Source organism: Mycolicibacter acidiphilus (genome assembly GCF_018455725.1).
GTDB classification, from domain to species: domain Bacteria; phylum Actinomycetota; class Actinomycetes; order Mycobacteriales; family Mycobacteriaceae; genus Mycobacterium; species Mycobacterium acidiphilum.
On the sequence record NZ_JAHCLR010000007.1, the window covers coordinates 1 to 25,252 of the forward strand.

Annotated in this window: 28 protein-coding genes; 17 read left to right on the forward strand and 11 right to left on the reverse strand. The window is 69.2% G+C overall.

Features of this window, described 5'->3' with window-relative positions:
- Positions 1-75 precede the first annotated feature (75 nt).
- Positions 76-1,293 (reverse strand): cytochrome P450, encoded by a 1,218-nt coding sequence (locus tag KIH27_RS05750; RefSeq protein ID WP_214091982.1) that lies wholly within the window; start codon positions 1,291-1,293, stop codon positions 76-78.
- Positions 1,294-1,322: 29 nt separating this feature from the next.
- On the opposite strand from KIH27_RS05750, the gene KIH27_RS05755 reads away from it, so the two are divergent.
- The gene (locus tag KIH27_RS05755; protein WP_214091983.1) at positions 1,323-2,048 is read left to right on the forward strand and encodes an acetoacetate decarboxylase family protein; all 726 of its coding nucleotides are present in this window, start codon (positions 1,323-1,325) and stop codon (positions 2,046-2,048) included.
- Here KIH27_RS05755 and KIH27_RS05760 read toward each other — a convergent pair.
- Positions 2,045-3,610: an acyl-CoA synthetase gene (locus KIH27_RS05760; protein WP_214091984.1), complete on the reverse strand. Its 1,566-nt coding sequence runs from the start codon at positions 3,608-3,610 to the stop codon at positions 2,045-2,047. The two genes, KIH27_RS05755 and KIH27_RS05760, sit on opposite strands and share 4 nt — an antisense overlap.
- Before the next feature lie 55 nt (positions 3,611-3,665).
- On the reverse strand, positions 3,666-4,697 hold the full coding sequence (locus tag KIH27_RS05765; RefSeq protein WP_214091985.1) for an LLM class F420-dependent oxidoreductase: 1,032 nt from the start codon (positions 4,695-4,697) through the stop codon (positions 3,666-3,668).
- 86 nt (positions 4,698-4,783) lie between these two features.
- Between KIH27_RS05765 and KIH27_RS05770 the strand changes: the two genes are divergently transcribed.
- From KIH27_RS05770 to KIH27_RS05815, 10 genes are all read left to right on the forward strand, one after another.
- The gene (locus KIH27_RS05770) at positions 4,784-5,773 is read left to right on the forward strand and encodes a Zn-ribbon domain-containing OB-fold protein (RefSeq protein WP_214091986.1); all 990 of its coding nucleotides are present in this window, start codon (positions 4,784-4,786) and stop codon (positions 5,771-5,773) included.
- Positions 5,774-5,789: 16 nt separating this feature from the next.
- On the forward strand, positions 5,790-6,854 hold the full coding sequence (locus KIH27_RS05775; RefSeq protein ID WP_214091987.1) for a thiolase family protein: 1,065 nt from the start codon (positions 5,790-5,792) through the stop codon (positions 6,852-6,854).
- Positions 6,851-8,035, forward strand: a complete 1,185-nt coding sequence (locus KIH27_RS05780) for a thiolase family protein (protein ID WP_214092109.1) — start codon at positions 6,851-6,853, stop codon at positions 8,033-8,035. The genes KIH27_RS05775 and KIH27_RS05780 overlap by 4 nt, the downstream gene beginning before the upstream one ends.
- A complete protein-coding gene (locus KIH27_RS05785; RefSeq protein ID WP_214091988.1) occupies positions 8,035-8,913 on the forward strand; it encodes a TIGR03619 family F420-dependent LLM class oxidoreductase in 879 nt (292 codons plus the stop codon). Before KIH27_RS05780 ends, KIH27_RS05785 begins: the two co-directional genes overlap by 1 nt.
- A gap of 4 nt (positions 8,914-8,917) precedes the next feature.
- Positions 8,918-9,328 carry a nuclear transport factor 2 family protein gene (locus tag KIH27_RS05790; RefSeq protein ID WP_214091989.1) on the forward strand — a complete coding sequence of 137 codons (411 nt, stop codon included), beginning with the start codon at positions 8,918-8,920 and terminating at the stop codon, positions 9,326-9,328.
- Positions 9,329-9,411: 83 nt separating this feature from the next.
- Entirely contained in the window at positions 9,412-10,014 is a 603-nt protein-coding gene (locus tag KIH27_RS05795) for a hypothetical protein (protein ID WP_214091990.1), read from the forward strand.
- Between the two features lie 45 nt (positions 10,015-10,059).
- The gene (locus tag KIH27_RS05800) at positions 10,060-10,776 is read left to right on the forward strand and encodes a TopoII/MutL transducer domain-containing protein (RefSeq protein ID WP_214091991.1); all 717 of its coding nucleotides are present in this window, start codon (positions 10,060-10,062) and stop codon (positions 10,774-10,776) included.
- 53 nt (positions 10,777-10,829) lie between these two features.
- Entirely contained in the window at positions 10,830-11,339 is a 510-nt protein-coding gene (locus tag KIH27_RS05805) for a hypothetical protein (protein ID WP_214091992.1), read from the forward strand.
- A gap of 76 nt (positions 11,340-11,415) precedes the next feature.
- Positions 11,416-12,069 carry a TetR/AcrR family transcriptional regulator gene (locus KIH27_RS05810; RefSeq protein ID WP_214091993.1) on the forward strand — a complete coding sequence of 218 codons (654 nt, stop codon included), beginning with the start codon at positions 11,416-11,418 and terminating at the stop codon, positions 12,067-12,069.
- 154 nt (positions 12,070-12,223) lie between these two features.
- The gene (locus tag KIH27_RS05815) at positions 12,224-12,706 is read left to right on the forward strand and encodes an MTB12 family secreted protein (protein WP_214091994.1); all 483 of its coding nucleotides are present in this window, start codon (positions 12,224-12,226) and stop codon (positions 12,704-12,706) included.
- Here the strand turns inward: KIH27_RS05815 and KIH27_RS05820 are convergent.
- Positions 12,703-13,233, reverse strand: coding sequence for a gamma carbonic anhydrase family protein (locus tag KIH27_RS05820; protein WP_214091995.1), 531 nt, complete (start codon positions 13,231-13,233; stop codon positions 12,703-12,705). The two genes, KIH27_RS05815 and KIH27_RS05820, sit on opposite strands and share 4 nt — an antisense overlap.
- A gap of 111 nt (positions 13,234-13,344) precedes the next feature.
- Between KIH27_RS05820 and KIH27_RS05825 the strand changes: the two genes are divergently transcribed.
- Together KIH27_RS05825 and KIH27_RS05830 are read left to right on the forward strand one after the other, a co-directional pair.
- On the forward strand, positions 13,345-14,499 hold the full coding sequence (locus KIH27_RS05825; RefSeq protein WP_214091996.1) for a 3-ketosteroid-9-alpha-monooxygenase, oxygenase component: 1,155 nt from the start codon (positions 13,345-13,347) through the stop codon (positions 14,497-14,499).
- 7 nt (positions 14,500-14,506) lie between these two features.
- Entirely contained in the window at positions 14,507-14,995 is a 489-nt protein-coding gene (locus tag KIH27_RS05830; protein ID WP_214091997.1) for a hypothetical protein, read from the forward strand.
- Between the two features lie 56 nt (positions 14,996-15,051).
- On the opposite strand, the gene KIH27_RS05835 is transcribed toward KIH27_RS05830, so the two are convergent.
- Genes KIH27_RS05835 through KIH27_RS05845 form a run of 3 tightly spaced genes read right to left on the reverse strand, consistent with a single transcriptional unit; the run spans position 15,052 to position 18,106 of the window.
- Positions 15,052-16,197 (reverse strand): sulfotransferase family protein, encoded by a 1,146-nt coding sequence (locus KIH27_RS05835; RefSeq protein ID WP_214091998.1) that lies wholly within the window; start codon positions 16,195-16,197, stop codon positions 15,052-15,054.
- Positions 16,194-16,976: an SDR family oxidoreductase gene (locus KIH27_RS05840; protein WP_214091999.1), complete on the reverse strand. Its 783-nt coding sequence runs from the start codon at positions 16,974-16,976 to the stop codon at positions 16,194-16,196. The genes KIH27_RS05835 and KIH27_RS05840 overlap by 4 nt, the downstream gene beginning before the upstream one ends.
- Before the next feature lie 2 nt (positions 16,977-16,978).
- Positions 16,979-18,106: a hypothetical protein gene (locus tag KIH27_RS05845; protein WP_214092000.1), complete on the reverse strand. Its 1,128-nt coding sequence runs from the start codon at positions 18,104-18,106 to the stop codon at positions 16,979-16,981.
- A gap of 95 nt (positions 18,107-18,201) precedes the next feature.
- Between KIH27_RS05845 and KIH27_RS05850 the strand changes: the two genes are divergently transcribed.
- Genes KIH27_RS05850 through KIH27_RS05865 form a run of 4 tightly spaced genes read left to right on the forward strand, consistent with a single transcriptional unit; the run spans position 18,202 to position 20,887 of the window.
- Positions 18,202-19,110 (forward strand): IclR family transcriptional regulator, encoded by a 909-nt coding sequence (locus KIH27_RS05850; protein WP_214092001.1) that lies wholly within the window; start codon positions 18,202-18,204, stop codon positions 19,108-19,110.
- A gap of 9 nt (positions 19,111-19,119) precedes the next feature.
- On the forward strand, positions 19,120-19,842 hold the full coding sequence (locus KIH27_RS05855; protein WP_214092002.1) for an EthD domain-containing protein: 723 nt from the start codon (positions 19,120-19,122) through the stop codon (positions 19,840-19,842).
- Positions 19,797-19,961 (forward strand): hypothetical protein, encoded by a 165-nt coding sequence (locus KIH27_RS05860; RefSeq protein ID WP_214092003.1) that lies wholly within the window; start codon positions 19,797-19,799, stop codon positions 19,959-19,961. Before KIH27_RS05855 ends, KIH27_RS05860 begins: the two co-directional genes overlap by 46 nt.
- Positions 19,958-20,887 carry a TIGR03619 family F420-dependent LLM class oxidoreductase gene (locus tag KIH27_RS05865; RefSeq protein ID WP_214092004.1) on the forward strand — a complete coding sequence of 310 codons (930 nt, stop codon included), beginning with the start codon at positions 19,958-19,960 and terminating at the stop codon, positions 20,885-20,887. Before KIH27_RS05860 ends, KIH27_RS05865 begins: the two co-directional genes overlap by 4 nt.
- A gap of 2 nt (positions 20,888-20,889) precedes the next feature.
- Here KIH27_RS05865 and KIH27_RS05870 read toward each other — a convergent pair whose 3' ends face one another.
- Genes KIH27_RS05870 through KIH27_RS05885 form a run of 4 tightly spaced genes read right to left on the reverse strand, consistent with a single transcriptional unit; the run spans position 20,890 to position 25,251 of the window.
- The gene (locus KIH27_RS05870) at positions 20,890-21,162 is read right to left on the reverse strand and encodes a heme-binding protein (protein ID WP_214092005.1); all 273 of its coding nucleotides are present in this window, start codon (positions 21,160-21,162) and stop codon (positions 20,890-20,892) included.
- 20 nt (positions 21,163-21,182) lie between these two features.
- A complete protein-coding gene (locus tag KIH27_RS05875; RefSeq protein WP_214092006.1) occupies positions 21,183-23,258 on the reverse strand; it encodes a RecQ family ATP-dependent DNA helicase in 2,076 nt (691 codons plus the stop codon).
- A 29-nt stretch (positions 23,259-23,287) separates the two neighbouring features.
- Positions 23,288-24,322 (reverse strand): 4-hydroxy-2-oxovalerate aldolase, encoded by a 1,035-nt coding sequence (gene dmpG, locus KIH27_RS05880; protein ID WP_214092007.1) that lies wholly within the window; start codon positions 24,320-24,322, stop codon positions 23,288-23,290.
- Entirely contained in the window at positions 24,319-25,251 is a 933-nt protein-coding gene (locus KIH27_RS05885; RefSeq protein ID WP_214092008.1) for an acetaldehyde dehydrogenase (acetylating), read from the reverse strand. Before KIH27_RS05885 ends, dmpG begins: the two co-directional genes overlap by 4 nt.
- Position 25,252 lies beyond the last annotated feature (1 nt).

Genomic DNA, 25,252 nt, shown 5'->3' on the forward strand with positions numbered 1-25,252 from the left:
ATAGCTCACCTAACTACCGATTTTGCAACAGCCCGGTAACGGTGGCGAACTCTGCACGCTCGCCGGGATAGGGCGTCAGCCCAGTGGTGCACTCGGGGTGAACACCACCGGCATCGCCTCCGGCCCGGACACGAAGTTCGCCGCCCGCAGTGGCACGTCCGCCCCGTCGGCGATCCGCAGGTCGGGCAGCCGGGCCAGCACCCGCTCGGTCATCACCGACAGCTCCATCCGGGCCAACTGATTCCCCGGGCAGAAGTGGGTGCCGAAACCGAACGTCAAGTGACTGTTCGGGTTTCGGGTGATGTCGAAGCGCTCCGGGGCGTCGAACACGGTGTCGTCGAAGTTCGCCGACTCGAACAGCAACATCATCTTCTCGCCGGCTCGCAGTCGCGTCCCGTGAAACTCGGTGTCCGCGGTCAGGGTTCGGCACATGTTCTTCACCGGCGAGGTCCAGCGCAGCATCTCCTCGATGGCGCCCGGCAGCAACCCCGGGTCGGCACGTAGCGCCTCCCACTGGTCACGGCGCTCCAGCAGTGCCACCGTGCCGCCGCTCAGCGTGTGCCGGGTGGTCTCGTCGCCGGCGATCAGCATCAGCAGGGTCTCCATGACGATCTCGTCGTCGGAGAGCACCGCGCCGTCCACCTCGGCGTTGATCAGCACCGAGTACAGGTCGTCGGTGGGGTTGGCCCGCCGGTCGGCGATCATCTCCATCGTGAAGGCGGCGTAGGCGGCGAACGCGTCGACCGAGGCTTGCAGGGTCGCCTCGTCGGCGTGCGAGCTCAGCGCGCCGACCATGTCGTCGGACCACTTCAGCATCGTCGCCCGCTGTTCCATTGGGATGCCCAGCATTTCGCCGATCACCGCCATCGGCAGCGGCGCGGCCAGGTCGCGGACGAAGTCGCACTCGCCGCGCTCGCAGACGGTGTCGATCAGCCCGTCGCAGAGTGCCACGATCGACGGCCGCAGCGCGCCGACCCGCTTACGGGTGAAGCCGGAGTTGACCAGTTTGCGGCGCACCAGATGGTCGGGGTCGTCCATGTCGATCATGTACGGCATCCCGGGGTGCTCCGGCCGGATGCCGCCGGTGGAGGAGAACAACTCCGGGTCGCGTTCGGCGTCGATCACCGCGGCGTACGTCGCCGCGGCCGCCAGTCCGTTGCGGTCCCGGAACACCGGCTCGTTGGCCCGCATCCACGCGTACGCGTCGCGCGCCGTGCCGCCGGAGTAGAACGTGCCGTCGGTCAGATCGATGTCGGGCCGGGTTCCGGTCGTCCGCGCCAACGTGGAAGTCATGGAAATCCTCTCGGATTACAGTGGGGTTCGTGACTGTGTCCCAACACACCATCGCTGGAACTGTGCTTACCATGCCGGTCCGCATCCGTCAGGCGGATGTGCATACTGCGATGTTCTCCGTCCCAGCCGACGCGGCACAGCAGCTGATCGACTACAGCGGCCTGCGGGTCTGCCAGCATCGGCCGGGGCGAGCGGTGGTCAACCTGATGCTGGCCCGCTACATCGACGGCGACCTCGGCAGCTACCTGGAGTTCGGCACCGCGGTGATGGTCAACCCGCCGGGCTCCGACACGCACGGCTGGCGCGCACTGGGGTCGGCGGGGGCGTTCATCCATCACCTGCCGGTGGATCAGTCGTTCACGCTGGAGGCCGGGCGACGCATCTGGGGTTTTCCGAAGATCCTGGCGGACTTCACGATTCGCGACGGTGACCGGCTGGGTTTCGACGTGGCCGAGGGCGGCCGGCACATCGCCACCATGGAGTTCGGGCGCGGACTGCCCGTTCCCGGCCTACTCACCTCCCGGTCGCGGACCCTGCGGGCGTTCAGTCACCTCGACGGCGTCACCCGCGAAGTCCCTTGGGAGATGCGGGTTTCCGGGGTGCGATTCCAGCCCAGCGGCGTGGCACTGCACCTGGGCACGCACCGCTACGCACGCGAACTGGCGGCACTCGGCCTGCCGAAGCGGGCGATGCTGTCCGCGACGGTGAGCCGCGTCGAGATGACGTTCGGCGACGCCACCCCGATCGGCGGTTAGATCTTCGCGTCGCGCCCTTCCCAGTACGGGTCGCGCAGCTTGCGCTTGTACAGCTTCCCGTTGGGGTCGCGCGGCATCTCGACGATGTAGTCAATCGACTTGGGCAGCTTGAACTTCGCCAGCCGCGCCGCGGCGTACTCCATCAGCTCGGCGGTCAGCGCGTCGTCACCGACAACACCCTCGGCGGGCTGCACGACGGCCTTGATCGCCTCACCCCAGTCCTCGTCGGGAACCCCGAACACCGCGACGTCGAGCACCTTGGGATGCATGATCAGCTCGTTCTCGATCTCGGCCGGGTACACGTTGACCCCGCCGGAGATGATCATGTTGGTCTTGCGGTCCTGCAGGTACAGGTAGCCGTCGGCGTCGAGGTAGCCGACGTCGCCGACGGTGAACAGGTCACCGGCGCGGCTCTCGGCGGTCTTCTTGTCGTCGTTGTGATAGGAGAAGCTGGATCCGCCCATCTGCATGTAGACGGTGCCCACCTCCCCGGCCGGCAGTTCGTTGCCGTCGTCGTCGAGCACCTTGACCACCGAGTACGGCCAGGCCTTGCCGACCGAACCGGGGTGCTCCAGCCACTCGGCGCCGCTGATCTTGGTGCCGCCGCCCTCGGTGGCGGCGTAGTACTCGGTGATCACCGGACCCCACCACTCGAGCATCTGGCGCTTGACCTCCGGCGGGCACGGCGCCGCGCCGTGGATGACGTTGCGCAGGCTGGAGACGTCGTAGCGGTCGCGTACCTCCTTGGGCAGCGCCAGCAGCCGGCGGAACTGGGTGGGCACCATGTGGCTGTGGGTGACCTTGTGCTCCTGGATGAGGCGCAGCATCTCCTCGGGGTCCCACTTGTCCATCAGCACCACCTTGTGGCCCAGCTGGATCGAGATGGCCGAGAAGTTCAGCACCGCAGTGTGATACAGCGGCGACCCGCAGATGTGCACGTGGTTGTCGAACGGCGCCAGGTCGTAGAGTCCGAAGAATCCGACGGCGGCGGGGTTCACCGCGTCGGGGTCGGCCCCGGTCAGCGGGCGCTGCACGCCCTTGGGCTTGCCGGTGGTGCCGGACGTGTAGAGCATCGCCGCACCCAGGGTGCGAATGTCGGGCCGGGCGGCGGGCTCGTCGGCGCCCAGCGACGACAGCGGGGTGAACCCGTTGATGTCGCCTACTGCGAACCGGCGCTCGGCGGCCAGCCCGGCCTCGTCGGCGGCCAACGTCGCCGCCTCCGCGAACCGCTCATGTGCGACAAGGGCTTTCGCGCCGGAGTCGGAGAGGATGTAGCCGATCTCCGGGCCGGTCAGGTGCCAGTTGATCGCGACGATGTACAGCCCGGTCTGCAGCGCGGCGAAGTACACCGCGAGCGTGTCGACGGTGTTGGGCAGCACCATCACCAGCACGTCACCGGGGCGCAGGCCCAGCGTCTGCAGCCCGCGCCCGTACCGGTTGGCCCGGGCGGCCAGTTCGCCGTAGGTCAACTGGCCGCCGTGCACGTCGACCACCGCAACGGCGTCGGGGGTGTCACGGGCGATGTTCCACAGGCCCGTCTGGGCCGCTGAGGTCTGGGTCACCCGGCCAATCTAGAACGTGTTCTAAACCACTCGCAACACGGGAGGGCCGGACCGGCTAGACGAGACTCGCCAGCTGCTGCACCTGCGCGACGTCGCGCGCGGTGACCACCATCATCGTCACGCCGGCGGCCTCCCAGACCTTGATCTGCGAACGCACGTAGTCGATGTCGCCGACGATCACCGCGTCGTCGACCAGCTCGTCGGGGATGACCGTCGCGGCTTCGTCCTTCTTGCCCGCCCGGAACAGCTTCGTGACGTCGTCGACGACCTCGCTGTAGCCCATCCGGCGGTACACCTCGGCGTGGAAGTTGGTGTCCTCCGAGCCCATCCCGCCCATGTACAGCGCCAGGAACGGCTTGATGCCGGCGAACGCCGCGGCCCGGTCCTCGGTGATGACGACCTGGGCGGTCGCGCAGATCTCGAAGTCCTCCCGGGTGCGCCGGGCGCCGGGGCGGGCGAAGCCCTCGTCCAGCCACTCGTTGTACATGTCAGCCAGCCGCGGCGCGTAGAAGATCGGCAGCCAGCCGTCGGCGATCTCAGCGGCCAGCGCGATGTTCTTCGGCCCCTCAGCGCCGAGCATCACCGGGATCTCGGCGCGGCGCGGGTGCACGATCGGCTTCAGCGGCTTGCCCAGGCCGGTGGTGCCCTCGCCGGTCAGCGGCAGCGGGTAATGCGGGCCGGCGCTGGTCACCGGCGCCTGACGCTCCCACACCTGTCGCAGGATCGAGATGTACTCCCGGGTGCGGGCCAGCGGCTTCGGGAACTTCTGGCCGTACCAGCCCTCCACCACCTGCGGGCCGGAGACGCCGAGGCCCAGGATGTGCCGGCCGCCGGAGAGGTGGTCCAGCGTCAGGGCGGCCATCGCGCAGGCGGTCGGGGTGCGCGCCGAGAGCTGCACCACCGACGTGCCCAGCCGGACCCGGGAGGTTTCCCGGCCCCACCAGGCCAGCGGGGTGTAGGCGTCCGACCCCCACGCCTCCGCGGTGAACACCGAGTCGAAGCCGGCGTCCTCGGCCGCCGCGACCAGTTCGCCGTGATTGGTCGGTGGCTGCGCCGACCAATAGCCCAGTTGAAGTCCGAGTTTCATCGCCGTCTCCCGCCTAGGTCCGGGGCCACTCGGGCACCCGGATTGTTAGCTTGCTCAAATTCTTAGAACCTGTTCTACTCGATGCCGTGACGGCCAGCGAATCCCGACCTGTCCAGGTGGATCAGGCAGAACCGCCCCTTTCCGCGCCACTGAAGCTGTCCTTCGACTACACCCGTTCGACGGGTCCGGTCCTCGGCCAGTTCTTCACCGCACTGCGCGAGCGCCGCATCGTCGGAGTCCGCGGTTCCGACGGCCGGGTGCATGTCCCGCCCGCCGAATACGACCCGGTCAGCTACGAACAGTTGACCGAGATCGTACCGGTGGCCGGGGTCGGCACCGTGGTGTCGTGGTCCTGGCAGCCGGACCCGCTGCCGGGCCAGCCACTGGACCGCCCGTTCGCCTACGCGCTGATCCGCCTCGACGGCGCCGACATCCCGCTGCTGCACGCGGTCGACGTGGACAGTCCGGAGAAGCTGAAGACCGGCGCCCGGGTGCACGCGCACTGGGTCGACGAGCCGATCGGCGCGATCACCGACATCGCCTACTTCTCGCTCGGCGACGAGCCGGAACCCGAGGGCTCGGCCGTCGACCAGGATCCCGTGAACATGGTGATCACCCCGATCGCCCTGGAGATCCAGCACAGCGCGTCGCCCACCGAGAGTGCCTATCTGCGCGCGCTGAAGGAGGGCAACCTGGTCGGATCCCGCGTCGGGGAGACCGGCGCCGTGTACTTCCCGGCCCGCGAGGCCGACCCGAAGACCGGCCAGCCCACCACCGAACTCGTCGGGGTCCAAGACACCGGCACCATCACCACGTTCGCGATCATCAACATCCCGTTCCAGGGTCAGAAGATCAAACCGCCGTACGTGGCCGCCTACGTGCTGCTCGACGGCGCCGACATCCCGTTCCTGACGCTGGTCTCCGACGTCGACGCCGCCGACGTCCGGATGGGCATGCGGGTGCGCGCCGTGTGGAAGCCCCGCGAGGAGTGGACGTACGGCATGGAGAACATCGAGTACTTCGCACCGACCGGGGAGCCGGACGCCGAGTACGACACCTACAAGCACCACCTGTAAAGGGGAAGCCGCGAAGATGAGCAGTCGCGATGTCGCGGTGGTGGGTTTCGCCCACGCTCCGCATGTCCGCCGCACCGACGGCACCACCAACGGCGTCGAGATGCTGATGCCGTGCTTCGCCCAGCTCTACAGCGAACTGGGCATCACCAAGTCCGACATCGGGTTCTGGTGCTCCGGGTCCTCGGATTACCTTGCCGGGCGGGCGTTCTCGTTCATCTCGGCGATCGACTCGATCGGTGCGGTGCCACCGATCAACGAATCGCACGTGGAGATGGACGGCGCCTGGGCGCTGTACGAGGCCTACATCAAGGTGCTGACCGGTGAGGTCGACACCGCGCTGGCCTACGGGTTCGGCAAGTCCTCGGCCGGCGTGCTGCGCCAGGTCCTGGCACTGCAGACCGATCCGTACACGGTCGCGCCACTGTTCCCGGACTCGATCTCGATCGCCGGCCTGCAGGCCCGGCTCGGGCTGGACGGCGGCGTCTGGACCGCCGAGCAGATGGCCCGGGTGGCACTGGAGTCGTTCGCGATCACCGGCCGGGTGGACTCGGTGGAGCCCTCCGACGACCTCGACGAACTGCTGGGCCGGCCGTTCTACGCCGACCCGCTGCGCCGCCACGACATCGCGCCGATCACCGACGGCGCCGCCGCGATCGTGATCGCCGCCGGTGACCGCGCCCGTGAGCTCTGCGAGAACCCGGCCTGGATCACCGGTTTCGAGCACCGGATCGAATCGCCGGTGCTGGGCAGCCGGGATCTGACCCGGTCGGCGTCGGCCGCCGCGTCGGCCCGCGCGGCCAGCGGCGACGAGATGCCCGCCGTGGACGTCGCCGAGATCCACGCGCCGTTCACCCATCAGCACCTGATCCTCACCGAGGCGATGCGCATCCCGTCCAAGGCGAAGATCAACCCCTCCGGCGGTGCGCTGGCGGCGAACCCGATGTTCACCGCCGGCCTGGAGCGAATCGGCTTCGCCGCGCAGCACATCTTCAACGGTTCGGCGGGCCGGGTGCTGGCGCACGCCACCAGCGGGCCGGCGCTGCAGCAGAACCTGGTGGCCGTGATGGAGGGACACAACTGATGGGTCAGCTCGCAGCGGTGCTGGGCACCGGGCAGACCAACTACACGGCCAAGCGCCAGGACGTCTCGATGAACGGCCTGGTGCGCGAGGCGATCGATCGGGCACTGGCCGACTCCGGCTCGACGTTCGACGACATCGACGCCGTGGTCGTCGGCAAGGCGCCGGACTTCTTCGAGGGCGTGATGATGCCGGAGTTGTTCATGGCTGACGCCATGGGTGCCACCGGCAAGCCGCTGATCCGGGTGCACACCGCCGGGTCGGTGGGTGGCTCCACCGCGATCGTCGCCGCCAGCCTGGTGAAGTCCGGCAAGTACCGCCGGGTGCTGGCAATGGCGTGGGAGAAGCAGTCCGAGTCCAACGCCATGTGGGGCCTGTCCATCCCGGTGCCGTTCACCAAGCCGGTCGGCGCCGGCGCCGGCGGCTATTTCGCCCCGCACGTGCGCGCCTACATCCGCGAATCCGGCGCCCCGGCCGACACCGGCGCGAAGGTCGTAGTCAAGGACCGGCTCAACGGCGCGAAAAACCCACTGGCACACCTGCATCAGCCGGACATCACCGTCGAGAAGGTGATGGCCTCCCAGATGCTCTGGGATCCGATCCGGTTCGACGAGACCTGCCCGTCCTCGGACGGCGCCTGCGCGGTGGTGATCGGCGACGAGGACGCAGCGGACGCTCGGATCGCGGCGGGCCACCCGGTGGCCTGGATTCACGCCACCGCGCTGCGCACCGAACCACTGGCCTACTCCGGCCGCAACCAGGTGGACCCGCAGGCCGGTCGCGACGCGGCCGCCGCGCTGTGGAAGCAGGCCGGGATCGAGAGCCCGATCGATGAGATCGACGCCGCCGAGATCTATGTGCCGTTCTCCTGGTTCGAGCCGATGTGGCTGGAGAACCTGGGCTTCGCCGCGAAGGGCGAGGGCTGGAAGCTCACCCAGGCCGGGGAGACCGCGATCGGCGGGAAGCTGCCGGTGAACCCGTCCGGCGGCGTGCTGTCCTCCAACCCGATCGGCGCGTCCGGCATGATCCGGTTCGCCGAGGCGGCGATCCAGGTGATGGGCAAGGGCGGCGACCACCAGGTGCCGAACGCCAAGAAGGCGCTGGGCCACGCCTACGGCGGCGGTTCGCAGTACTACTCGATGTGGGTGGTGGGGGCGGACAAACCAGCGAAACCGACGTCGTGATGAAGTACACCCTCAGCGTGGCGATGGGGCCGATCGATCAGCTGATCGGCCTGGCGAAGACCGCCGAGGAGGTCGGCTTCGACGCGATCGCACTGCCCGACTCGCTGTTCTTCATGGAGAAGGCGGCCTCCGACTACCCGTACACCCCGGACGGCTCACGGATGTGGAACGCCGAGACCCCGTGGGTGGACCCGCTGATCGCCGCCGGCGCGATGGGTGCGGTCACGTCGACGCTGCGGTTCTACACCAACGTGCTGAAACTGGGTTCGCGCAATCCGCTGCTGCTGGCCCGCCAGGTCGGCTCGGTGGCCAACCTGACCGGCAACCGGTTCGGCCTCGGTGTCGGGATCGGTTGGGCGCCGGAGGAATTCGAGTGGTGCGGCGCGCCGTATAAGCGGCGCGGCGCCCGGGTCGACGAGATGATCGAGGTCATCAGGGCGGTGCTCGCCGGGGGCATGGTCGAGCACCACGGCGAGTTCTTCGATTTCGACCGGCTGCAGATGAGCCCGGCGCCCAGCGCGCCGGTGCCGTTCTACGTCGGCGGGCACACTGAGGTCGCGCTGAAACGCGCCGCCCGGATCGGGGACGGCTGGACGTCGGCGATGATGACCGGCGCCCAGTTGGCCGAGACCATCGGCCGGATCAAGGAATTGCTGGCCGAGAACGGCCGGGCCGACGTGCCGTTCGAGTACCAGTCGGTGTGCATCGACAAGTTCGGCGTCGACGGGCACCGGGAACTGGCTGACGCCGGCGTCACCGACAACATCGTGGTCCCCTGGGTGTTCGAGGGGCTCGGCTTCGACGCACCGCTGGACAAGAAGCAGGATTGCCTGAAACGGTACGCCGACACCTATATCCATTCCGGCTGGCAGGAGTAGCCAAATGCAGCTCGATCACCCCGCCCACGTCGCCGGGCAGCGCTCCCGCGACGCGGTGACCGCCCGGGACAAGGAGGCGTGGCTGGCAGCGTTCGCCGACGACGCGATCGTCGAGGACCCGATCGGTCCGTCGCCGTTCGACCCCGACGGTGTCGGCCACCGCGGCAAGGACGCGATCGCGGCGTTCTGGGACAAGGCGATCGCCGCGACCGACAAGATCGAGTTCGTCTTCACCGACAGCTTCTGCTGCGGCAACGAGGAAGCCAACATCGGGGCGATCGTGACCACCATGGCCGGTCACCAGATCACCACTGACGGTGTGTTCACCTACCGCGTGAACGAGCAGGGCCAGATCATCGCGCTGCGCGCCTACTGGGAGCTGGAGCGGGCGGCGAAGACGGCCCGGAAGCTCTGATCCGGCCTATTGATAACCCCCGGGTGCGGTGCTAGCGTCAGCCGCACCGCAACTGTGACGTACGTCACTTTTAGGGGGTTATCATGCGGTTTTTTCCATTCATTGTTCTCTCGGGGGTTGCCGTCGGTTCCGGTGCGGGGATAGCGCTTGCGGCGGTCGCCGGCGCCGACACCGGGACCTCACCGATCGACACCTGGCTGTATGCGGACAGCGGGAACGGCGTGAACACGCTTCCGGGCGTGCTGGAGGGTTACGCCCCCGGGTCGACACAGGAAAACCCGTTCACGTTCGACACCCCCGCCGAGGGCATCGGCCACCCGTCGGTGCCCTGGTACACCGCCGACATCAACACCTTCGGTCCCACGACCGCGACGACGGTGGAAAAAATCCTCGACCCGTCTTTCGGGTATCCCACAGTCGGAACGGTCGGCGATCAAACCGTCGTCAACATCCCGGTGAACCTCACGGCCCAGCCGCCCGACATCTTCAATCTGTACACCGACAACCACATCACCGATCCGAGCCTGGGGACCGGGGATTACACGTCCATGTTCGACAATTCGTTCACGAACTTCTACGTCAGCGACGCCGCCGGGATCGAAGACCAGGTGACGTTCTTCGGCGGGCAGTCGATCACCGTGTTCGACTTCCCCGCCGCTGACACCCCCGGGGCGGACCTGTTCTGAACTGGCCGTCGGCCCCTCTCGGCGGGGCGACTACTGTGAAATTCCATGTCTGCTCGGTGGCCCGTCTGCGGGGCGTGCTGCGACGTGGCGATGTTCTCCTGGATGGGCGGTGCGCACCACTGCGTCGTCGCCGATCCGGCGGAAGCCGTCGATGAGTCGCGACTGAACCCGCAGAGCACGGTGAGCGTGCCGGCGCCGACGGATGCCGCTCACGCCGCGGCCGCGCTGAACTCCCCGGCCGGACTCGTCGGCTACGTCGAGCACGTCAACCGCACCCGGGCCCCGTTCCACCCGGGGGTCATCCACTTCACCGGCACCGGCAGCGGCCACCAGGTGGAGATCGCCGCGCAGTGGAACGCCGGCAACCGCGACACGATCCGCACCTTCGTCAACTCCGCGCCCACCGAGGACGGCGGACCCCACCGGGACGGGTTCTACCAGGGGCTGACCGGCGTGCTCAACGCCTTCGCCCGCCGGCACACGCTGATCACCGCGGACGGCCCCGACCTCTCGGCCGCCGACTTCGCCGGCGGCCTGACCGCCGTCATCGTCGTCAAGGTCACCGAACCGCGTTTCGCCGACGAATCCGAACGGCAACTTCTCAACCCGGAGATCCAGCCGTTCGTGGCGAATGTCTGCACGGAGCACCTGACCGGCTGGTTGGAGACCAATCCGGACTGCGCCAAAGCCGTTGTCCGGAAAGCGATCCTGTCCTACGCATCGCGCACCGCCTTATACCGCAGTCATTTCCGGAATTTCTGAGGAAATGCCGTGTATTCTCGGGGTACTGTCAGGCGCACCTCGGGGAGGTTGCCATGTACCGCCGCTACGCGACTCTGCTGCTCGGATCGGCCGCGGTGGCACTCGCCGTCGGTCCGATCGCGGCCGCCGACCCGGTCTCCGACGCATGGCCGTTCGGCGACAACTTCCAACTGCCCGGCTACTCGGTGGGCGCCCACCTGACCGGCAGTCCGTTCCTCACCGGCACGGAGCCGTGGTCTGATCCGGGCGGCGACTACTCGACCCACTTCAGCGGTGTCGAGATGGCGTTCGTCGGCTACAACATCCACCGGTCGGTCTTCGACAGTGACAACCCGCTGGTGCCCAACGGAACGACCTGGGACGGCGTCTCACTGCCGGGCTTCAGCAACACCATGATCTTCGCCCCCGGGATCGGGATCGGCGACCAGATCAGCTTCGGCACGCTGAGCAACAGCTTCATCGTCGACACCGCCGGAATCCAGGACGTGCTGACGCTGGGCAGCTATCCACCGGTGACGCTGTTCGACGTCCCGATGGACCTGAGCGGGTTGTTCGGCGACTGAGTCCGACGCTGCGGCTGCCGCTGCGCGTGTCAGGATCGTCAGCGCATCGTCTACGCCGACAACGAAAGGGCCGAGCGTGGAGCTCAGCGACGCGCCCGCCCGAGAGCAGGCCGCAGCGCCCAAGCGGGTCACCCGCCGCCGGGGCGAGACCCGGGCGAGGCTGCTCGGAGCCGCCTTCGAGGTGTTCGCGCAGCACGGGTTCGGCCGGGCGACAGTCGAGCGGATCTGCGAGCAGGCCGGGTTCACTCGCGGTGCGTTCTACTCGAACTTCACCTCGCTCGACGAACTGTTCCTGGCCATGTGGGAGCAGAACACCGAGCAGTTGACACTCGCGCTGCGCACGGCGCTGAACGCTGAGGCACGCCGGCCGAACTCCTGGGACGAACTCGAGGCTTATGCCCGGCGGCTGATCGCCAGCGTTCCCGTCGACGACAACTGGTACCGGGTGAGCGCCGAGTTCACCGCGCACGCCCTGCGTAATCCCGCCCTGAAGCAGGTGATCGCCGCGCGGGAGGAGTCCGTGCTGGCCGCGCTGCTGCCGATCGTGGCCGAGGCGCTGGCCGGAGCAGGCCGCCGGGCGCTGGATCTGCCCGCACTCGGGCGGGCCCTGGTGGCGGTGCACGACGGGACCAGCGTCCAGTGCCTGATGGAGCCGGACGACGACGCGGTCCGCCGGGGCCGGACGGACCTGTTCATCCGGGTCCTGCTCAGCTACAGCGAGGAAGTCTGACCCACCGCGCGGCGTGACCCAGGCCGCTGCGCTCCGGCCGGTGACGCGGAAATCACCACGTCCAACGAGCTTTTCAGCGTGCTCGGGCTGTTAAATTCGTCCGCGTATCCGATGCATTTATGTATCGAATTGAGGATCCGAGAGGACAGCGCGCATGAAATCCCTACTGACAGGCGTCGCCGCGGCAGCGGCCATCGGCGCAGCCGTCGCGGGCGGCGCCGACCGGGCGTACGACACGGCCCCGCAGGTGCAGTTGACGGTCTTCGGGATTCCACTGCCGTTGGACCCGGCCTCCGCCGTGCCGACCGCCGACCAACTGGTCGGGGTGCTCAACGGCGTCGCCGACCCGCACGTCCCCGCCTCGAACAAGTCGGGTCTGGTCGAAGGCGGTCTCGGACCGATCGAGCGCAGCGTCATGGACGGCCGGATGCGCAAGGGGCTGGAGAACGGCAAGCTGCCGCTGACGATCTCCGCGTCGAACATCGAACCCGACGGACCGGGCGCCGCCACCGCCGACATCACCGCCTCCAGCGCGAAGCTCTCCCCGCGCACGATCAACCTGAAGTTCGTCGACCAGGACGGCTGGAAGCTGTCGCACCAGTCGCTGATGATGCTGTCGCAGCTCAGCGCGAACTAACCCTCGATCGGCTCCAGTCCGTCGCGGTACCGCTGGGCCAGTGCCCGGTAGAAGCCCGGGTTCACGTTCACCCACATCTCGGCACCGGTACCGGCGATCGGCCCCTTGACGACGGCCGGCGATCCGGTCACCAGCACCCCGTCCGGGATCTGGGTGCCGCCGAGCACGGTCGCGCCGGCCGCCACCAGGCTGCGGCTGCCGATCACCGCCCCGTCGAGCACGGTGGCGTGGTTGCCGATCAGCGCTTCGGCGCCGATGTGCGCGCCGTGGATCAGGCACATGTGCGCGACCGTCGCCCCGGGTCCGATGTCGACCGGCACCCCCGGCGGCACGTGCAGCACCGAACCGTCCTGCACGTTGGCGCCCTCGCGCACCACGATGGGGGCGTCGTCGGCGCGCAGCACCGCCCCGAACCAGACCGAGGCGCCCGCCTCGACGGTGACGTCGCCGATCAGGGTGGCGGTCGGCGCGATGAACGCGGTCGGATCGATCCGCGGCGAGCGTCCCTCGAAGGCGAACAGCGGCATCGTTCAGATATACCCCACCGGGAAACCGGTTGGTTCAGCAGCCGTTATTGCGCAACCGCGCCCAAAAACTGTAACGTGTTCTAGTTAGAAGCTACGGGTTGGAGGCAACAGGTGAGCACTGAAAACGCTGAGGGCGGCGTCCGCGAAATCGACACCGGCACACTGCCGGACCGGTATGCCCGGGGCTGGCACTGCCTCGGTCCGATCAAGGACTTCCAGGACGGCAAGCCGCACTCGATCCACGCGTTCGGTGCCAAGCTCGTGGTGTGGTGCAACTCCAAGGGTGAGCCGCAGTGCCTCGACGCGTACTGCCGGCACATGGGCGGCGACCTGTCCCGCGGCTCGATCAAGGGTGACAACGTCGCCTGCCCGTTCCACGACTGGCGCTGGGCCGGCGACGGCAAGTGCGCCCTGGTCCCCTACGCCAAGCGCACCCCGCGCGCGGCGCGCACCCGGTCCTTCCCGACCGACGTGCGGTCGGGCCTGCTGTACATCTGGCACGACCACGAGGGGAACCCGCCGACCGAGGAGGTCCGGATCCCGGAGTTGGCCGAGTACGCCGCCGACGACTGGACCGAGTGGCGCTGGAACTCGATGGTGATCGACTCCAACTGCCGCGACATCATCGACAACGTCACCGACTTCGCGCACTTCTTCTACATCCACTACGGCCTGCCGACGTACTTCAAGAACGTCTTCGAGGGTCACGTCGCCTCGCAGTACCTGCACAACGTGGGCCGGCGCGACATCGAGGGCATGGGCACCCAGTACGGCGGCGCCGAACTGGACTCGGAGGCCTCGTACTTCGGTCCGTCGTTCATGGTCAACTGGCTGCACAACAGCTACTCGGGCTTCAAGACCGAAGCGATCCTGGTCAACTGCCACTACCCGATCAGCCAGAACCAGTTCCAGCTGATGTGGGGTGTGATCGTGCAGAAGCCCAAGGGCCTGGACGACGCCACCACCGAGAAGCTCGCCGAGGTGATGACCGAGGGCGTGTCCAAGGGCTTCCTGCAGGACGTCGAGATCTGGAGCCACAAGTCCCGGATCGAGAACCCGTTGCTGGTCGAGGAGGACGGTGCGGTCTACCAGCTGCGTCGCTGGTACTCGCAGTTCTACGTCGACGCCGCGGACGTCACCCCGGAGATGACCGACCGGTTCGAGATCGAGATCGACCCGACCGCGGCCAACAAGAACTGGAACGCCGAGGTCGAGGAGAACCTGAAGCAGCAGGCGGAAGCCAAAGCTGCGGCGGCGGCCGAGTAGCACCGCGATGAGCGCCAACGAGGGCAGCGGCGCGACCCCCGGGAGTCCAGACGTTCCGGAGGTCGCGGCGCTGGCCGAGTCGATGCTGTTCATGTACGGCCCGCACGACGATCACGACGACGCGGATGGCGAGAGCGGCGGCCCGGACACCCGGTACTCCCGGGGTCCGCGGTTCCCGATCGACTCGGAGCGCTACGCGATGATCCGGGCGGCGACCGAACGGGATTCCGATGCCTACCTGCACTCCGGGCTGGTCCCGGTGGAGTGCCGGCGCTGCGGGACGACGGTCGAGGTGAAGAAGCTCGGCCCGGCATACACCGCGGTGCAGTGGAATTCGGCGTCGCTGGGCCGGTGCGCGCACTTCGCCGAGCAGCGCGCAGCGGGCGTGGACAGCAGCCGCACCCGCAGCTGCCCGCACCTGACGCAGAGCATCCGGCACGCGGTGGCGGAGGGACTGCTCGAGGAGCGCTCCGACGCTCCGCTGCCCAGCGATTAGCTGACCAATTTCGGCGCGGTCCGTCCCGCTCAGCGCGACGGACCGCGCCGAAATCGTCAGAGTCCGGCGAAACGCTCGCGGACCTGCTCGGCGGTGAGGCCGTAGTCGGCCAGCGAGTAGCGGTGCTTCGGCGCGCGCGGACCCTGCTTGCTCGCGGCGTAGTCGGCGGCCATCCCGGCCCGGGCCGCGTCGGTCAGTTCCAGCCCGAAGTGCGCGTAGATGCCGGCTGCCGCGGCCACCGGGTCGGCGACGAAGTCGGCGTAGTCGACGTCGCAGAACTGCGCCGAATCGTATTGGGTGCGTTGGGTGTTGAACAGCGCCAGACCGCGCGTCCAGGTCTCCATCTGATCGGCGCCGATCTGGGCGCCGACGAACGTCTCCGACCAGCCGGGTGTGGTCTGCTCGGCCAGCGAGCACATCGACGCCATGATCGTCTCCGGCGGGCGGTGGCACTGCACGATCAGCGCGTCCGGGTAGACGGCCATGATCGCGTCGAGCGCGAACAGGTGGCTGGGATTCTTCAGCACCCAGCGCTTGCCCGGATCGTTCAGGCCGATCAACTGCAGGTTGCGGCGGTGCCTGGCGTACGACGGCGTCCAGTCCTGCTGCGCCAGCCAGCGCGCATAGGCCGGGACATGCGCCAGGGTCTCGTAGGAGACCGAATGCAGCGACTGGCGCAGCAACTGCCAGCACTCCTCGAGCCCGTCGGCGGTCATGAAGTGCACGCCGCCGTACTCCGGGTTCTCCCGGTGATGCCGGTCGAACTGCGCCGACATCTGCTGGTAGACCGGGTTGGCGTCCCAGGTGTCCCGCGGTGGGCGCGGCTGCGGGAACTCCGTCAGCCACATCTCCAACCCCTGGTGGGCCGGGTCGGCGCCGAGCAACCGGTGCAGCGCGGTGGTGCCGGTGCGCGGCAGTCCGGTGACGAAGATCGGGCGTTCGACGGCGACGTCGACGTACTCCGGGTGCGCCTGCCAGCCGGCCTGCGACAGCAGCCGGGCCACCAGCGCACCGCGCAGGAAGAACCGGTTCATCTTGCTGCCCAACTCGGTCAGTCCGGCCTCGTCCCGGTAGGAGTCCAGCAGCACGCCGAGCGCTTCGCGGTAGTTGTCGTCGTCGGGGCCGAAGTCGTCCAGCCCGGTCAGCTTGGTCGCCGAGGCGTGCAGGTCGTCGACGGTGCCGACATCGGTTCGTGCGGTCACGCGTGGTACTCCCCGCAGTTGACGTCGAGGGTCTGGCCGGTGATGCCGCTGGCCAGATCGCTGGCCAGGAACAGGATCGCCGAGGCCACCTCGTCTTCGGTCGGCAGCCGCTTCAGGTCGGAGTTGGCGGCGGTCGCCGCATAGATCTGCTCGACCGTCGTGCCGTACTTGCCGGCCTGGTGGGTGAAGTACCCCTGCAGGGTGTCTCCCCAGATGTAGCCGGGCGCAACGGAGTTCACCCGGATCCCCTGCTCGCCGAGTTCGGAGGCCAGCGACTGCGACATCGCCAGCAGCGTCGCCTTGGCCATCTTGTACGCGCCGTACTTGGGCTGCGAATGCCGGATCACCATCGAATTGACGTTGACCACCGCACCCTTGGACTCGGCCAGGGCCGGCGTGAAGCCCTGGGTCAGCCGCAGCGCACCGAGCACACTCAGTTCGATGGCGTCGCGGATGTGCTGAAACGTGGTCTGCGCCAACGGCTTCATCGACGGGACCCGGAAGGCGTTGTTGATCAGCACATCGACATGACCGAACGCCGCTACCGCTTCCTCGACCAGGTGGGCGGCCTGCGCCTCGTCGGTGATGTCGGTGGGGACGGCCACGGCCCGCCGGCCGGTGGCCGTGATCTCCGCGGCCACCGCGTCCAGGCGATCCGCGCTGCGCGCGGCCAGCACCAGATCGGCGCCGTCGGCCGCGCAGCGGCGCGCCAGCGTGGTGCCGAGCGCGGGACCGACCCCGCTGATCACCACGGTCTTCCCGTCGAGCATTCCAGTCATCACTACCCCAGCATTCTGTCGGCGATCTGCAACTGGCGCTGCGCAATCCGCGCCCGCCAGCCGTCTTCGGAGATTCGGTTGTCCTGGTAGTACGGCAGCGCGTCCGGCACCGCAGCGGCATCCACCAGTTGCACGGTCGGCCCGTCGGCTTCGGTGAGCGCCCGGGACAGCCGCTGCCAGCGGAACTGCAGGATGCCGCGGCGGTGCCCGGTGGTCTCGACCCAGTTGGTGACGCCGGGGTTGTTCTCGGCGACGACGATGCGGATCCTGCCGTCCGGATCGGCCTGCGCCTGAGTGCCGTTCAATGACGTCTGATGGTTGATGTAGTCCAGCGAGACGTACCACATGCTGCCGAGCTGGAAGCCCAGATAGGGGGCGTCACTCACCGGCACGGTGATCACCAGCGCCTGCTCGGGGGTCAACTCGTAGTGCCCCGCCGACGAGTACTGCGTGGCCAGCCCGCCCGGGGTGAGCCGCGGCGCCACCATCGTGTTCACCGGCAGGTTGAGGTAGAACCACTGCGGGAACGCCAGCCAGGTCTTCACCCGGTTGATCAGCTGCTTGCCGGCCGCGGCGTAGCGCTTGCGGATCAGCTCCTCGGTGAGCGGCGGCGGTGCGGTACCGGCGGTGTCGGTGCGGGAGATCCGCACGGTGCCGCGCCGCGCCGCCCAGTCGTTGTACACCTCCCGGATCACCAGCTGCGCCGGCGATTTCGGGCGGAACCGCCAGCTGAAGGTGCCGTCGGCGGCGATCTCCAGCTCTCGGTCGTCGAACGCCGCCTCGCTGGCCGGCACACCGCTGTCGGTGTACTCGCCGCCGAGCAGCTGGAAGCTCAGATCGGTGGTGGTGCCGCGCCGCCCGGTGACGACGTAGTCCCGGTCGGCGTGCACGCGGGTGCCGAAGTACAGGGTGTCCGGATTGTCCAGGCCCATCTTGGTGAACGGCCCGGTCCCGGACAGCAGGAACGGGTGGTCGCGGTCGAAGCCGAACGCGCCGTGCACGCAAGCCTCCACCCCGCCGGCCAGGTACTGCAGACCCTCCAGCAGGTCGGCTTCGGTCTCGATGTGCGGCGCGGCGGCGACCAGTTGCTCCGCCTCGGCGATCGCGGCTGCGAGCGGCTCGGAGTACATCGGCGGCGGCACCCCCAAAATCTCATCGGTACATATTTGTACCGCTGCGGTCGATATTTCTAATGCAGCGTAAACCGGCGGGGTAGCATGTCGCAATGCCGGATCTCCAGGCCGCCGGGCGGGCCTCCCCGCCGACGATGCGTGTGGTGGCGATCCTGGACTTCCTCGCGGCCAACCCGAAGGAGCAGTTCGGGCTATCCGAGCTGGCCCGCCGGGTCGGGCTGACCAAACCCACCTGCCTGGGGATCGCCACCGCGCTGACCGAGGCCGGTTACCTGATGCGCGACCCGCGCGACAAGAGCTACCGGCTAGGTCCGGCGCTGATCGGCCTGGGTCAGAACGCCCAGGAGGCGCTGCGGCTGGGTCCGGCGAGCACCGCGGAACTGCGCCGGCTGTCGGCGGCACTGAACATCACCGTCGCACTGACCGCAGTGGTCGACGACCGGATCACGGTGCTGGAACTGGCGTCACCGCCCCGGACACAGGTCGGGGTGCGGGTCGGGGAGAGCTACCCGTTCGCGCCGCCGGTCGGGCTGATGTACGTGCTGTGGGACGACGCGGCGTTGCGGGACTGGCTGGGCAGACGCCCGACGGTCCCGCTGCGCACCGACAGTGCACGGCTGGACCGGGTCGTCGACGAATGCCGGTCTCGCGGTTACCTGGTCGAACGGCTGACCGCCGGCGGGCAGCGGCTGTACCGGATGATGGCGGGCCTGGCCACTGACCTGCCGGAGGAGCTGCAGGTGCTGCTCGGCGAGTTGGTCTCCGACGTGGGCGAACGCGTCTATCTGCGCGGCGAATCCGAACCGCGGCAACGGCACGACATCAGCGTGATCTCGGCACCGGTGTTCGACGGCCACGGCTGCCAGGCGATGGTGGTGTCGCTGCACGTCGACCGCGCGCTGACCGACAGTGAGATCACCAAGTGGGGACGCAACCTGGTGACCACCGCCGACGCCATCACCGCGCAACTCGGCGGCCGCAAGCCGGATTTCACCGGATAGCGTGTAGCGATGGAGAAAGTGGTGGCGGTGCTGCGCAGCGCGGACGCCGACGAGCGGTGGTGTGAACGGATCCGCGGCCCGGTCACCGAGGAACTGCTCGACCTGGGCCTGCCCGGGCTGGCGGTGAACGTGCGGGACGCAGCGGTACGCGACACCACGCTGGTGCTGACCACCCTGGAACCACCGGTCGCCGCGGTGGTGAGCATGTGGACCCGGCAGCACTATTCGGAGCAGACCCGGGCCGCGATCGACCTGCTGGCGGCCGAATCCGAGGCGCTGTCGGCCTATCTGGTGACCGAGTCGGTGCCGCTCGCGCCACCGGATCCCGGTTCCGGTCAGCGCACCGCGGGTCTGGCCAACATCGCGCTGCTCCGCCGACCGGACGACCTGGACCATGCCACCTGGCTGCACCGCTGGCAGATCGACCACACTCCGGTCGCGATCGCCGACCAGGGCACGTTCGGCTACACCCAGAACGCCGTCGTGCGCCCGCTCACCGCGGACGCCCCCGCCGTCGCCGGAATCGTGGAGGAACTGTTCCCGGCCGCGGCGATGACCGATCCACTGGCCTGGTACGGCGCCGCCGACGACGCCGATCTGCGGGAGCGGCGGTCCCGGATGCTGGCCAGCGTCAGGCGGTTCGGCGCCGACATCGACCTGGACACGCGGCGGGATCCGTTGCCGCCGTGGCCCATCACTGGACCGAACGGGACGGTCAGATCATCGATCTGATCTGGTACCTGCGCTACGCCGACCGCTACGAGCGCACCGGTACCGGGTGGCGGTTCGCGCGGCGCGCGCTCACCATCGACGCGATCGAGAGCCGGCCGGCGCGGGCGGTGCGACCGTGACACCCCAGATCTCCCTGCAACTGCGCACGTTCACCGACGATCCGGCCCACGACTGGGCGGCCACGCTGGCCCTGGGCCGGGCGATGGACACCGCCGGCGTGGACCGGGTGGTGGTCTCCGACCACGTGGTGTTCGGGGAGAACCCGGCGGCCTACGCGGATCCGGCGCTCGGCGGGATCGCCGGCGGCCGGCAGCCCACCGGGCCCGACGGACAGTGGCTGGAGCCGTTGACGGTGCTGACCGCGCTGGCCGCCACCACCACCCGGATCCGGCTGGGCACCGCGGTGCTGCTGGCGGCGCTGCGCCGCCCGGCGGTGCTGGCCAAGCAGGTCGCCACCCTGGACGTGCTCTCCGGCGGCCGGGTGGACCTGGGTGTCGGCGTCGGCTGGCAGCGCGAGGAGTACGACGCGGCGGGGTTGCCGTTCGAGCGGCGCGGCCGGTTGTTGGACCACAGCCTGGAGGTCTGCCGGGCGCTGTGGACGCAGCAGCGCAGCACCTACACCTCGCCGGAGTTGACCTTCGACGGCATCCACCAGGCGCCGAAACCCGTTCAGCCCGACGGTGTTCCGATCTGGGTGAGCGGCACTGTCAACGACGCGGTGGCCCGGCGGCTGGCCCGGTTCGGCCGCGGTTGGATTCCGTGGGGGCCGGCGATGCGCGACCCGGCCGGGGCGATCGCCGCGATGGCCGACCGGATCGCCCGGTTCGGTGGCGACCCGACCGGACTGCAGGTGCTGGGCCACGCCACCACCGTCAAACGCGTCGACCGCTCCGTCGACGTCGCGGCCACCGCGGCCTCAGCGGTCCCGCTGATCGCCGCCGGGGTGACCGATGTGCGGGTGACGATGTCGCTGCCGGTCGACCCGGCCGCCGCCACCGATCTGCTGACCGAACTCGTGGCGCAATTCCGCGCTGTGACCGGTTAGCGCTACACGCACTGCTGGGAGAGCGTGATCAGCGCCTGCCGCACGTCGGGGTGGCGCTCCAGGTAGCTGAGCACCGGATTCGGCGAGCCGGGATCCTCCTGCTGGCCGTGTTTCTCCAGGTTCTTCCTGATGTCGGGGTGGCGTTTCAGGTAGGCGTCGACGGAGTCGCCGAACGTCTCATCGCAGGGTTGCTGCGGTGCGGCCTGCGCCGCCGGGCCGGTCAGCAACGCCACGCTCGCCAGGCCGACCGCGATGGTTCGAGTGAGACCGCGCATTCCTCGACAGTACGCGCGGCTCAGCCGACGGCGGCCAGTGCGAACGGCAGCACCCGCGGCGCACCGGCCGCCCGCAGCACCCGGGCCGCCATCGTCAGCGTCCACCCGGTGTCGGTGACGTCGTCGACCAGCAGCACCGGGCCGACGTCCCCCAACCGCGGTGGCTCCCACGCCCCGTGCAACCCGGCTACCCGGTAGGCGGAGTTCGCAGCGGTGACGGGCCGGCGATCCGGTGCGTAGGCCAGCGTGCCCAGATTGGTCAGCCGGCCCACCTCCGCCAGCCTCTCGGCCAGCGAACCGATCAGCACCGGATGCGTCGCCGAGTCCAGCGCCAGCACCGCGGCCGGCCGCTCCGCCCAGTCCCACGCCGCGAACGCGCTCACCGCGGCGCGCACCACCTCGTCGGGCACCGGCTGGTCGGGTTCGTCGAGCAGCCGCCGCAGCCGGGCGCCCCAGCCCAGGTCGGTGAGCCGGCCGATGACCCGGCCCGGTTCGGGGCCGTCGGTGATCCGCCCGGACAGGTCGAGGCCGAGTTTGGCCAGCCCGGTCGGCCACTGCCGGCGCGGGGTGAGCTCCACCCCGGGGCGCATCAGCCGTTCCCGGGTGGCCTCGGCGGCGGCGTCGGTGACCTCGGCGGTGAACCGCGGCCCGGCGCAGTTGTCGCAGCGCCCGCAGCGCTCGTCGTCGGCCAGCGTCGGATCGTTGAGCCGGCTGCGCAGGAACACCATCCGGCACCCGTCGGTGCTCTGGTAGTCGACCATCGCCTGCTGTTCGACGCGGCGCTGCTCGTCGAGGGTGCGGTAGCGCTGCTCGTCGTAGGACCAGGGCTCCCCGGTGGCGACCCAGCCGCCCTTCACCCGGCGCACCGCACCGTCGACGTCGAGCACCTTGAGCACCATCTCCAGGCGCGACCGGTTCAGGTCGACCAGCGGCTCCAGCGCCGGCGTCGACGTCGGCCGGTCGGTCTCGAGGGCGGCGATCACGGTGCGCACCACCGGTTCCGGCGGGAACGCCACCGAGGCGAAGTACCGCCAGATCTCGCGGTCCTCGGCACCGGGCAGCAGGATCACCTCGGCGCTGGCCGCGGCTCGGCCGGCGCGGCCCACCTGCTGGTAGTAGGCGATCGGCGAGGACGGCGCCCCGAGGTGCACGACGAAACCCAGGTCGGGTTTGTCGAAGCCCATGCCCAGCGCGGAGGTGGCGATCAGCGCCTTGACCCGGTTGGCCAGCAGGTCCGCTTCCAGCTGTTCGCGCTCGGCGGCCTCGGTGGCGCCGGTGTAGGCGGCCACCTGAAAGCCCTGCGCGCGCAGATCCGCGGCGACGTCGTTGGCCTGGGCGACCGTCAGCGTGTAGACGATGCCGGAGCCCGGCAGGTCGCCCAGGTGCGCGCCGATCCAGGCCGCCCGCTGCGCCGGGCCACCGGCCTGAATCACCGACAGCCGCAACGACTCCCGATCCAGGCCGCCGCGCAGCACCAGGGTGTCGGCCCCGCCCACCCCGAGCTGGGTGGCGACGTCGGCGACGACCCGGTCATTGGCGGTGGCAGTGGTGGCCAGCACCGGGATGCCGTCGCCGAGGTCGGCGATCAGGGTGCGGATCCGCCGGTAGTCCGGCCGGAAGTCGTGCCCCCAGTCCGAGACGCAGTGCGCCTCGTCGACCACCACCAGGCCTGCGCCGGCCGCCAGCGACGGCAGCACCTCGTCGCGGAAGTCGGGGTTGTTCAACCGTTCCGGGCTGACCAGCAGCACATCAAGGTCGCCGCGCGCGACCCGGCGCTGGATGTCGGCCCAGTCGGTCATGTTCGACGAGTTGATGGTGGCCGCGGCCACCCCGGCCCGCCCGGCGGCCGCCACCTGGTTGCGCATCAGCGCCAGCAGTGGCGACACGATCACCGTCGGCCCGGCGCCGGTGGCGCGCAGCAGTTTCGCCGCGATGAAGTACACCGCCGACTTGCCCCAGCCGGTGCGCTGCACCACCAGGGCGCGGCGTCGCTGAACGACCAGCGCCTCGATCGCGGTCCACTGGTCGTCGCGCAGCACCGCGTCGGGGCCGGCGAGCTGTTCCAGCAGTGCCTGGGCTTCGGTTCGGGTGGTCACCGCACCATCGTGCCCGAGTGCCCCGACACCTACTTCTTGGCTGCGGCCTGCTCCCGCTGGATCTCCAGCGCGATGTCGATCAGTTGGTCCTCCTGACCACCGATCAGCTTGCGCTGGCCGGCCCGGTGCAGCAGCTCGTGGGCCGGAACGCCGTAGCGCTCCCCCTGCCGCACCGCGTGTTTCAGGAAGCTGGAGTACACCCCCGAGTAGCCCATCACCAGCGCGTTGCGGTCCAGCACGCACTCGGCGGGCATCGCCGGGCGCACCACGTCCTCGGCGGCATCGGCGATGTCGAAGAAGTCGATGCCGGTCTTGACGCCGATCTTGTCGAACACCCCGATCAGCGCCTCCACCGGCGCGTTGCCCGCCCCGGCGCCGAACCGGCGCACGCTGCCGTCGATCTGCTTGGCGCCGGCGCGCACCGCCTCCACGGAGTTCGCCACGCCCAGGCCGAGGTTCTCGTGGCCGTGGAAGCCCACCTGCGCGTCGTCGCCGAGCTCGGCGACCAGCGCCGACACCCGGTCGGCCACCCCGTCGAGCACCAGCGCGCCCGCCGAGTCCACCACGTACACGCACTGGCAGCCGGCGTCGGCCATGATCCGGGCCTGGGCGGCCAGCTTCTCCGGGGTGATGGTGTGCGCCATCATCAAAAAGCCGACGGTCTCCAGGCCGCGCTCGCGGGCGTAGCCGAAGTGCTGGATGGAGACGTCGGCCTCGGTGCAGTGCGTGGCGATCCGGCAGATCGAACCGCCGTTGCCCTGCGCCTCGGCGATGTCCTCCTTGGTGGCCACGCCGGGCAGCATCAGGAACGCGATCTTGGCGTCGCGGACGGTCTCCGCGGCCAGCTTGATCAGCTCCTGGTCGGGGGTCTTGGAGAACCCGTAGTTGAAGCTGGAGCCACCCAGGCCGTCACCGTGGGTGACCTCGATGACCGGCACCCCGGCGTGGTCGAGGGCCGCGACGATCGCCCGGACCTCGTCGGGCACGAACTGGTGCCGCTTGTGGTGGCTGCCGTCGCGCAGCGACGTGTCGGTGATCCGGACGTCGAAGATGTGGTCGCTCATTTGGTCTCTCCAGCCTTGGCGGAAGCCATCTCGCGGGCGATCTCCTCGCCCACCTTGGTGGCCGCAGCGGTCATGATGTCCAGGTTGCCCGCATACGGCGGCAGGTAGTCACCGGCGCCTTCGACCTCCACGAAGGTGGTGACGACGGCACGCCCACCGGAGTTCAGCGACGGCTCGTCGAACTGCGGCTCGTTGAGCAGCCGGTAGCCGGGCACGTAGGTCTGCACCTGCGCGACGACGTCCTTGATCGACGCGGCGATCGCCTCGCGGTCGGCGTCCTCGGGGATCTGGCAGAAGATGGTGTCGCGCATGATCATCGGCGGGTCGGCCGGGTTCAAGATGATGATCGCCTTGCCCTTCTGGGCGCCGCCGATGTTCATCACGCCCGCCGAGGTGGTCTTGGTGAACTCGTCGATGTTGGCCCGGGTGCCCGGCCCCGCCGAGACACTGGACACCGACGCGACGATCTCGGCGTAGGGCACGACACCGCCCTGCTCCTTCACCGCGCGGGTCACGGCGTAGACGATCGGGATGGTGGCCTGGCCGCCGCAGGTGACCATGTTGACGTTCGGGGCGTCGACGTGGGTGGTCAGGTTCGCCGGCGGGATGATCCCCGGGCCGACGGCAGCCGGGGTCAGGTCGATGGCCCGGATGCCGGCGGCCTCGTACTTGGGCGCGTACGCCTTGTGCACGTAGGCGCTGGTGGCCTCGAACACGAAGTCGGGCTTCTCGTCCTGCGCGAGCAGCCAGTCCGCGCCCTCGTGGGAGGTCTCCAGGCCGAGCTTGCGGGCGCGGGCCAGACCCTCGGATTCGGGGTCGATGCCGATCATCCAGCGCGGCTCCAGCCATTCCGACCGCAGCAGCTTGTACAGCAGGTCGGTGCTGATGTTGCCCGACCCGACGATGGCGACAGACGCTTTCTTGGGCATG

Coding starts and splice junctions, on each gene's coding strand:
- KIH27_RS05850 (WP_214092001.1), top strand. CDS start 18,202: ATGCCGGATCTCCAGGCCGCCGGGCGGGCCTCCCCGCCGACGATGCGT.
- KIH27_RS05830 (WP_214091997.1), top strand. CDS start 14,507: ATGAGCGCCAACGAGGGCAGCGGCGCGACCCCCGGGAGTCCAGACGTT.
- KIH27_RS05795 (WP_214091990.1), top strand. CDS start 9,412: ATGCGGTTTTTTCCATTCATTGTTCTCTCGGGGGTTGCCGTCGGTTCC.
- KIH27_RS05815 (WP_214091994.1), top strand. CDS start 12,224: ATGAAATCCCTACTGACAGGCGTCGCCGCGGCAGCGGCCATCGGCGCA.
- KIH27_RS05775 (WP_214091987.1), top strand. CDS start 5,790: ATGAGCAGTCGCGATGTCGCGGTGGTGGGTTTCGCCCACGCTCCGCAT.
- dmpG (WP_214092007.1), bottom strand. CDS start 24,322: ATGAGCGACCACATCTTCGACGTCCGGATCACCGACACGTCGCTGCGC.
- KIH27_RS05855 (WP_214092002.1), top strand. CDS start 19,120: ATGGAGAAAGTGGTGGCGGTGCTGCGCAGCGCGGACGCCGACGAGCGG.
- KIH27_RS05800 (WP_214091991.1), top strand. CDS start 10,060: ATGTCTGCTCGGTGGCCCGTCTGCGGGGCGTGCTGCGACGTGGCGATG.
- KIH27_RS05885 (WP_214092008.1), bottom strand. CDS start 25,251: ATGCCCAAGAAAGCGTCTGTCGCCATCGTCGGGTCGGGCAACATCAGC.
- KIH27_RS05840 (WP_214091999.1), bottom strand. CDS start 16,976: ATGACTGGAATGCTCGACGGGAAGACCGTGGTGATCAGCGGGGTCGGT.
- KIH27_RS05750 (WP_214091982.1), bottom strand. CDS start 1,293: ATGACTTCCACGTTGGCGCGGACGACCGGAACCCGGCCCGACATCGAT.
- KIH27_RS05790 (WP_214091989.1), top strand. CDS start 8,918: ATGCAGCTCGATCACCCCGCCCACGTCGCCGGGCAGCGCTCCCGCGAC.
- KIH27_RS05845 (WP_214092000.1), bottom strand. CDS start 18,106: ATGTACTCCGAGCCGCTCGCAGCCGCGATCGCCGAGGCGGAGCAACTG.
- KIH27_RS05765 (WP_214091985.1), bottom strand. CDS start 4,697: ATGAAACTCGGACTTCAACTGGGCTATTGGTCGGCGCAGCCACCGACC.
- KIH27_RS05805 (WP_214091992.1), top strand. CDS start 10,830: ATGTACCGCCGCTACGCGACTCTGCTGCTCGGATCGGCCGCGGTGGCA.
- KIH27_RS05870 (WP_214092005.1), bottom strand. CDS start 21,162: ATGCGCGGTCTCACTCGAACCATCGCGGTCGGCCTGGCGAGCGTGGCG.
- KIH27_RS05820 (WP_214091995.1), bottom strand. CDS start 13,233: ATGCCGCTGTTCGCCTTCGAGGGACGCTCGCCGCGGATCGATCCGACC.
- KIH27_RS05785 (WP_214091988.1), top strand. CDS start 8,035: ATGAAGTACACCCTCAGCGTGGCGATGGGGCCGATCGATCAGCTGATC.